Origin of the sequence: Melaminivora alkalimesophila, from assembly GCF_000282995.1 — a bacterium.
In the GTDB taxonomy this organism is placed as follows: Bacteria; Pseudomonadota; Gammaproteobacteria; order Burkholderiales; family Burkholderiaceae_C; genus Melaminivora; species Melaminivora alkalimesophila.
Genome location: NZ_ALEE01000235.1, coordinates 1 through 7,344 on the forward strand (window position 1 = coordinate 1; position 7,344 = coordinate 7,344).

A 7,344-nucleotide genomic window follows, 5' to 3' on the forward strand; every position below is an offset into this window, starting at 1 on the left:
CAGCCGCTCCCACAGCGCCGCATGCTCCTGCGGGTCGGGCAGCTGCTCGATGCCCTCGGCGCGCAGCGCCTGGGTGAGGAGCTTCTCGCCCAGCCCGACCGATTCGTTCTGCGCCAGGGTCTTGAGGTAGTGGCGGATCTTGGAGCGCGCGCGTGCCGTGCGCACGAAGCCCAGCCAGGCGGGGTTGGGGCGCGCGCCCTGGACCGTGCGCACCTCCACCACGTCGCCGTTCTTCAGCTCGGTGCGCAGCGGCACCTCCTCGTTGTTGACCAGCGCGCCCACGGTGCGGTCGCCCACGTCGCTGTGGATGGCGTAGGCGAAATCCACCACGGTGGCGCCGCGCGGCAGCGCCAGGATCTGGCTGCGCGGCGTGAAGACGTAGACCGCATCCGGGAACAGGTCCACCTTGACGTGGTCCCAGAACTCGGCCGCATCGCGCGTCTCGTTCTGGATGTCCAGCAGCGACTGCAGCCACTGCGTGCCCATGCGCTCGGCGGCGTCGCCCTCGCCCGCCCGCGCCTTGTAGAGCCAGTGGGCGGCGATGCCCGCCTCGGCCACCACGTGCATCTCCTCGGTGCGCACCTGGAACTCGACGTTCAGCCCCGCGGGGCCGACCAGCGTGGTGTGCAGCGACTGGTAGCCGTTGAGCTTGGGGATGGCGACGTGGTCCTTGAACTTGCCCGGCACCGGCTTGTAGATCTGGTGCAGCACGCCCAGCGCCGTGTAGCAGTCGAGCACCGAACGCACCACCACGCGAAAACCGTACAGGTCGCTCACCTGGGCGAAGCTCAGGTGGTTGAGCTGCATCTTCTCGTAGATCGCGAACAGCGTCTTCTCGCGCCCGGCCAGGCGCACCGGCATGCCGGTGCGGGCAAAGGCGGCATCGACTTCGGCCTGCACTTTCTGCACCGCGTCGCGGCTGCGGCTGCGGCTGCGCGCCACCGCCTTGGCCAGCGTCGCGTAGCGCCACGGATGCAGGTGGCGAAACGACAGGTCCTGCAGCTCGCGGTAGGTCTGGTTCAGCCCCAGGCGGTGGGCGATGGGGGCGTAGATCTCCAGCGTCTCGGAGGCGATGCGGCGCCACTTGCTGCGCGGCATGTCCGAGAGGGTGCGCATGTTGTGCGTGCGGTCGGCCAGCTTGATGAGGATGACGCGCACGTCGCGCGCCATCGCCAGCAGCATCTTGCGGAAGGACTCGGCCTGGTTTTCCTCACGCGTGTTGAACTGCAGCTTGTCGAGCTTGGTCAGGCCATCGACCAGCTCGGCCACCTGGGCGCCGAAGCGCTCCACCAAGTCGGCCTTGGTGATGCCGCAGTCCTCCATCGCGTCGTGCAGCAGCGCGGCCATCAGCGCCTGGGCGTCGAGCTTCCAGCTGGCGCACAGCGCGGCGACGGCGATGGGGTGGGTGATGTAGGGCTCGCCGCTGCTGCGCCACTGGCCCAGGTGCGCCTGGTCGGCGTAGCGGTAGGCCTGGCGCACCTGCTCGACCTGTGCCTCGTCGAGGTAGTCGAGTTTTTCCAGCAACGCGGCGAAGCTGGCAGCCGCGGCGTTGGCGACGGCGGTGCGGGCCACAACCTCCCCTTCGCCACCGTCACCTGGCGGCGCTGGCATGTGGGTCAATACCGCGTTGAAGGAGGAAGCCATGGCCCTCTAACTATAGCGCCAGTGCGCCTTGCGGGGCAGCCATGAAAAAAGCACCGCCGCGCGGTGCTTTTCGTGCTGGGTGGCGACAGCCTTGGCGGCTCAGCCCGGCACCTTCTTGAGCATCTCCAGGCCGACCTTGCCGGCGGCGATCTCGCGCAGCGCGGTCACGGCCGGCTTGTTGCGGCTCTCGATCTTGGGCGCGTGGCCCTGGCTGAGCATGCGCGCGCGGTAGGTGGCGGCAAGCACCAGCTGAAAACGGTTCGGGATCTGCTCGAGGCAGTCTTCCACGGTAATGCGTGCCATGGGATGCTCCAGGGAAAAGCTATTCGGGGATGTTGAGCGAGGCGAAGGTGTCGGCCCGGGAGCGGCGCTGGGCCAGGTACTTGAGCCGCTGGGCGTGGACGATGGTCTTCAGGTCGAAAAGCGCCCGCTCGAAGACTTCATTGATTATAACGAAGTCGAATTTCTCGACCTGCGCCATCTCCAGCTCGGCGTTCTTCAGCCGCATCTCGATCACCTCGGGCGCGTCCTCGCCGCGCCGCTCCAGGCGCGAGCGCAGCTCCTCCCAGCTGGGCGGCAGGATGAAGACCAGCACGGCGTCGTCGAAGGCCTGCTTGATCTGCAGCGCCCCCTGGTAGTCGATCTCCAGCACCACGTCGCCGCCCTGGGCGATGCGCTCCTCGATGGCGCGGCGCGAGGTGCCGTAGCGCCGTCCATGCACGTTCGCCCACTCGACGAAGCCATTGGCCGCCACCATGGCGTCGAACTCCGCATCGGAGACGAAGAAGTACTCGCGGCCGTGGCGCTCCTGCCCGCGCGGGGCGCGCGTCGTGTGGGAGACGGAGGGCTGCACGTGCGAGTCCACTTCCATCAGCGCCTTGACCAGGCTGGATTTGCCCGCGCCGCTGGGGGCCGAGACGACGAAAAGGTTTCCGGGGTAGTCCATGAGGCGGGTTGGCGCTGTCAGAAAAAGGGGTCACTCCAGGTTCTGGACCTGCTCGCGCATCTGCTCGATGAGCACCTTCATGTCCACGCCGATGCGCGTGAGCTCCATCGTGGCGGACTTGGAGCCGAGGGTGTTGGCCTCGCGGTGCAGCTCCTGGATGAGAAAATCCAGGCGCTTGCCGACCTCGCCGCCGCGCGCCAGCAGGCGCTCGATCTCGTCCAGGTGGGCGACCAGCCGGGTGAGCTCCTCCGCGACGTCGATGCGGATGGCATAGGCGGTGGCCTCGGTGAGCGCTCGCTCCTGCGCCGCCTCCGGCACGGCGGCGCCCTCGGCCAGCTGCATGGCTTCCCGCCAGCGCTCCAGGAAGCGCTCGCGCTGCTGCTGCACCAGCTGCGGCACCAGCGGACCGGCCTGCTCGGCGAGGCTGCGCAGCTGCTGCACGCGCTCGCGCAGCATCTGCGCCAGGCGGGCGCCCTCGCGCGCCCTCGCCTCGCTCAGCTCATCCAGGGCCCGACGCGCCAGCGCGAGCAGGGCCGGCCCCAGGTCCTGGCGGCTGGCGCCCGCACCGGCGCCCAGGCGCAGCACGTCCACCATGCGAAACGGCGCCGCGTCCGGCAGCACGGCGCGCACCGCCTGTTGCACCCTGGCCACCTGCTCCAGGAGTTGCACGGGCGGCTCGGTGAGCCGCGCCCCGTCTTCCATCTCGACATGCGCACGCAGCTCGACCTTGCCGCGCCTGAGCCCCGCGCTGAGCAGGGCGCGCAGCGCCGGCTCATGCATGCGCAGGTCCTCGGGCAGGCGCAGCGCCAGGTCCAGGAAGCGGCTGTTGACCGAGCGCAGTTCCAGCCCCAGCGAGGGGGCCGTGCGGTCCGGGCCGGCGGCCTCCAGCTGGGCGCTGGCGTAGCCGGTCATGCTGTAAACTGGCCCAGGACTTTGTGACGGGTGGTCTGCCATCCCGGGATTATCCGGGTTTTGCGGCAGCACTCCGCGCCCGCCCTGTTTTTTGCCCATGTCGAAAACCAAACCGGCTCCCTTGCCCCCAGGCACCGTGATCGGCGGCTACCGCGTGGTGCGGCGTCTGGCGGCCGGAGGCTTCGGCGTGGTCTACCTGGCTCTCGACGCCGAAGGCCAGCAGGTCGCGGTCAAGGAATACATCCCCGCGGCCCTGGCCACGCGCGAGCCGGGCGAGCTGCTGCCCAAGGTGCCGCCGGAGAAGCTCTCGCTCTACCGCCTGGGCCTCAAGAGCTTCTTCGAGGAAGGGCGCTCGCTGGCGCAGATCTCGCACGCCTCGGTGGTCAGCGTGCTCAACTTCTTCCGCGAGAACGAGACCGTCTACATGGTGATGAATTACCTGGAGGGCGCGAGCCTGCAGGAATTCATCATCACGGCGCGCGAGCTCAAGGCCCAGAAGGTGTTTCGCGAGTCGACCATCCGCTCGCTGTTCGACGAAGTGTTGCGCGGGCTGCGCATCGTGCACCAGCACAAGATGCTGCACCTGGACATCAAGCCGGCGAACATCTTCATCACGGACGACAACAAGGCGGTGCTGATCGACTTCGGCGCGGCGCGCGAGGTGCTGTCCAAGGAAGGCAACTTCATCCGCCCGATGTACACGCCGGGCTTTGCCGCCCCCGAGATGTACCGCCGCGACACCCAGCTCGGGCCGTGGACCGACATCTACGCCATCGGCGCCTGCATGTACGCCTGCATGCAGGGCTTCCCGCCCAACGAGGCGCCACAGCGCCAGGAGAAGGACCGCCTGGGGCTGGCGCTGAACAAGCTGCGCGGCATCTACTCCGACAACCTGATCGAGGTGGTGGAGTGGTGCATGGCGCTCGATCCGCTGTCGCGCCCGCAGTCGGTGTTTGCCCTGCAGAAGGAACTGGCGCGCGAGGGCGAGCGCCGCTACACCCGGCTGTCGGTGGCCGAACGCATGCGCATGCAGCTCGACTCCCTGGTCTCTGATACCAAGAAGAGCGTGCAGCGCGTGGGCGGCGCCACCGACATGGGAACCCGGCCCCGATGAAGTTCTCCGTCTTCCAGATCAGCCGCCGCGGCGGCCGCGAGAAGAACGAGGACCGCATGGGCTACTGCTACACGCGCGAGTCGGCCCTGTTCGTGCTCGCCGATGGCATGGGCGGGCACCCGCAGGGCGAAGTGGCAGCGCAGATCGCCATCCAGACGGTCTCTGCCATGTTCCAGCGCCAGGCCCGCCCGGCGCTCAAGAACGTGCAGGAGTTCCTGTCCTCGGCGCTGCTCGCCGCGCACCACAAGATCCTGCGCCACGCCAACAGCCACGGCATGCTCGACACGCCGCGCACCACGCTGGTGGTGGCCGTGGTGCAGGACGGGCGCGCCCACTGGATCCATTGCGGCGACTCGCGCCTGTACCTGGTGCGCGACGGCGAGGTGCTGGCGCGCACGCGCGACCACTCCTACCAGGAGCTGCGCAACGCCGCCATTCCCGGTCTGGAGCGGGTCAGCCGCAACGTGCTGTTCACCTGCCTGGGCTCGCCCACCAAGCCGCTGTTCGACGTGGCGCAGCCCATGCTGCTGGAGCAGGGCGACCGCCTCCTGCTGTGCTCGGACGGGCTCTGGGGCGCGCTGGACGACGCGACCATCGCGCGCCAGCTGTGGCGCCAGTCGGTCTCGCACGCCGTCCCGGACCTGGTCGAGGACGCACTGCGCACCGCCGGCGACGCCAGCGACAACGTCACGGTGCTGGCCATGGAATGGGAGGTGCCCGACGCCTTCGAATCCACGCAGGGCATCTCCACCGAGGGCTTCGGCGACGACGTCTTCGCATCGACCATCCAGTGCGAGCCGCTGGACGACTTCGAGCACGACGACCTGGACGACGAGGCGATCGAGCGCTCGATTGCCGAGATCAACGAGGCGATCCGGCGCTCGGCCGCGCGCCGGCCCTGAACCTGCCGGCAGCCCAGGCGCTGCGCCCAGCGCGCGGCGCCACTGCCCCGTTTGCATGAAAGCGATCTGCCGATGACTTCCCCTGCCCCCCTGCGCGCCGATGGACGCGCCGCCGACGCCCTGCGCCCCATCCGCTTCACGCGCGGCTACACCATGCACGCCGAGGGTTCTGTGCTGGTCGAGTTCGGCCACACGCGGGTGCTGTGCACCGCCTCCGTGGAAGAGCGGGCGCCGCCCCACCGGCGCGGCACCGGCGCCGGCTGGGTCACGGCCGAGTACGGGATGCTGCCGCGCGCCACCCACACGCGCAGCGACCGCGAGGCGGCGCGCGGCAAGCAAAGCGGGCGCACCCAGGAGATCCAGCGGCTGATCGGCCGCAGCCTGCGCGCCGTCTTCGACCTGCAGCTGCTGGGCGAGCGCACCATCCACCTCGATTGCGACGTACTGCAAGCCGACGGCGGCACGCGCACCGCCGCCATCACCGGCGCCTGGGTCGCGGCGCACGACGCCGTGGCCGCGCTGCTGGCCGGCGGGCAGCTCGCGCGCTCGCCGCTGCGTGGCGCGGTGGCGGCGGTGTCGGTGGGCCTGCAGGCGGGCGCCGCGCTGCTCGACCTGGACTACCGCGAGGACGCAGCCTGCGACACCGACATGAACGTGGTGATGACGGATGCCGGACACTTCGTCGAACTGCAGGGCACGGCCGAGGGCTCGGCCTTCTCCCGCCGGGAGCTGGACGCCCTGCTCGACCTGGCGCAATCGGGCATCGCACAGCTGCACGCGCTGCAGCGCGCCGCCATCGCTGCCTGAGCACAGGCGCGCGACTTCACTTTTCCTCTTTCGATGACGATGCAACTGGTCCTGGCCTCCAACAACCGCGGCAAGCTGGCCGAGCTGCAGCAGATGCTCGCGCCACTGGGCGTGCAGCTCATCGCCCAGGGCGAGCTGGGCGTGGGCGAGGCGCCCGAGCCCTTCCATACCTTTGTGGAGAACGCCCTGTCCAAGGCGCGCTTTGCCGCCGCGCACACCGGCCTGCCGGCGCTGGCCGACGACGCGGGCCTGTGCGTGCAGGCCTTCGGCGGGCAGCCGGGCGTGCAGACGGCACACTACGCCACCCGGTTCGGCTACCCCCAGGGCGACGCCCACAACGTGCGCGCCCTGCTCGAGCAGATGCAGGGCGTGCAGGACCGGCGCGCGACCATGGTCAGCACGCTGGTGGCTGTCCGCTCGCCCGAGGACCCGGAGCCGCTGATCGCCGTGGGCCGGGTGCATGGCGAGATCGCCCCGGCGCCGCGGGGCGAGGGCGGCTTCGGCTTCGATCCCGTCCTGCTCCTGCCAGAGCTGGGTCGCACCTTCGCCGAGCTGCCGGCGCATGAGAAGAACGCGCTGAGCCACCGCGGGCGCGCTGCCCGGCAGATGGAGGCCCTGATCCGCGAGCATTGGCTGTAGGACCGGCCCGATGAGCATTCCCATCCACCCCGATCCAGGCCCCGCTCCCGCACCGGCGCGCGATGCGCTGCACTACCTGCGCCCTGGCCTGCTGCAACTCACCAGCCTGCCGCCGCTGTCGCTCTACATCCATATCCCATGGTGCCTGCGCAAGTGCCCCTACTGTGATTTCAATTCGCACGAGGCGCGCGCCGGCGTCGAGGGCCTGCCGGAGCAGCGCTATGTCGATGCCCTGATCGCCGACCTGGAAACCGCCCTGCCCCTGGTGTGGGGCCGCACGGTGCACAGCGTCTTCATCGGCGGCGGCACACCCAGTCTGTTTGCGCCCGAATCCATCGACCGCCTGCTGGCGGCGGTGCGGGCGCGGCTGCCGCTGGAAG

At 69.7% G+C, this 7,344-nt stretch carries 9 protein-coding genes; 5 read left to right on the forward strand and 4 right to left on the reverse strand.

Annotated elements, in window-relative coordinates; translation table 11 throughout:
• The 4 genes from A612_RS04200 to A612_RS04215 form a co-directional block, all read right to left on the reverse strand.
• A partial coding sequence (locus A612_RS04200) for a RelA/SpoT family protein (protein WP_040436001.1) occupies positions 1-1,611 on the reverse strand: 1,611 nt, incomplete at its 3' end.
• A 132-nt stretch (positions 1,612-1,743) separates the two neighbouring features.
• Entirely contained in the window at positions 1,744-1,947 is a 204-nt protein-coding gene (gene rpoZ, locus A612_RS04205; protein ID WP_011804389.1) for a DNA-directed RNA polymerase subunit omega, read from the reverse strand.
• Between the two features lie 19 nt (positions 1,948-1,966).
• Positions 1,967-2,590 carry a guanylate kinase gene (gene gmk / locus A612_RS04210; RefSeq protein ID WP_019373303.1) on the reverse strand — a complete coding sequence of 208 codons (624 nt, stop codon included), beginning with the start codon at positions 2,588-2,590 and terminating at the stop codon, positions 1,967-1,969.
• Between the two features lie 30 nt (positions 2,591-2,620).
• Positions 2,621-3,502 (reverse strand): YicC/YloC family endoribonuclease, encoded by an 882-nt coding sequence (locus A612_RS04215; RefSeq protein ID WP_019373304.1) that lies wholly within the window; start codon positions 3,500-3,502, stop codon positions 2,621-2,623.
• A 97-nt stretch (positions 3,503-3,599) separates the two neighbouring features.
• Between A612_RS04215 and A612_RS04220 the strand changes: the two genes are divergently transcribed.
• The 5 genes from A612_RS04220 to A612_RS04240 all read left to right on the forward strand — a co-directional run.
• Positions 3,600-4,616 carry a serine/threonine protein kinase gene (locus tag A612_RS04220; protein ID WP_040435997.1) on the forward strand — a complete coding sequence of 339 codons (1,017 nt, stop codon included), beginning with the start codon at positions 3,600-3,602 and terminating at the stop codon, positions 4,614-4,616.
• Positions 4,613-5,518, forward strand: coding sequence for a PP2C family protein-serine/threonine phosphatase (locus A612_RS04225; RefSeq protein ID WP_019373306.1), 906 nt, complete (start codon positions 4,613-4,615; stop codon positions 5,516-5,518). The genes A612_RS04220 and A612_RS04225 overlap by 4 nt, the downstream gene beginning before the upstream one ends.
• 72 nt (positions 5,519-5,590) lie before the next feature.
• Positions 5,591-6,325, forward strand: coding sequence for a ribonuclease PH (gene rph / locus A612_RS04230; RefSeq protein ID WP_019373307.1), 735 nt, complete (start codon positions 5,591-5,593; stop codon positions 6,323-6,325).
• Between the two features lie 39 nt (positions 6,326-6,364).
• Positions 6,365-6,964 (forward strand): RdgB/HAM1 family non-canonical purine NTP pyrophosphatase, encoded by a 600-nt coding sequence (gene rdgB, locus A612_RS04235; RefSeq protein ID WP_040436003.1) that lies wholly within the window; start codon positions 6,365-6,367, stop codon positions 6,962-6,964.
• A gap of 10 nt (positions 6,965-6,974) precedes the next feature.
• The coding region (locus A612_RS04240) for a radical SAM protein (RefSeq protein WP_040435999.1) at positions 6,975-7,344 on the forward strand (370 nt) is incomplete at its 3' end.

Bases quoted from the DNA above. Each gene is read 5' to 3' on its own strand.
- rpoZ (WP_011804389.1), bottom strand. From the start codon at position 1,947: ATGGCACGCATTACCGTGGAAGACTGCCTCGAGCAGATCCCGAACCGT.
- gmk (WP_019373303.1), bottom strand. From the start codon at position 2,590: ATGGACTACCCCGGAAACCTTTTCGTCGTCTCGGCCCCCAGCGGCGCG.
- A612_RS04215 (WP_019373304.1), bottom strand. From the start codon at position 3,502: ATGACCGGCTACGCCAGCGCCCAGCTGGAGGCCGCCGGCCCGGACCGC.
- A612_RS04220 (WP_040435997.1), top strand. From the start codon at position 3,600: ATGTCGAAAACCAAACCGGCTCCCTTGCCCCCAGGCACCGTGATCGGC.
- A612_RS04225 (WP_019373306.1), top strand. From the start codon at position 4,613: ATGAAGTTCTCCGTCTTCCAGATCAGCCGCCGCGGCGGCCGCGAGAAG.
- rph (WP_019373307.1), top strand. From the start codon at position 5,591: ATGACTTCCCCTGCCCCCCTGCGCGCCGATGGACGCGCCGCCGACGCC.
- rdgB (WP_040436003.1), top strand. From the start codon at position 6,365: ATGCAACTGGTCCTGGCCTCCAACAACCGCGGCAAGCTGGCCGAGCTG.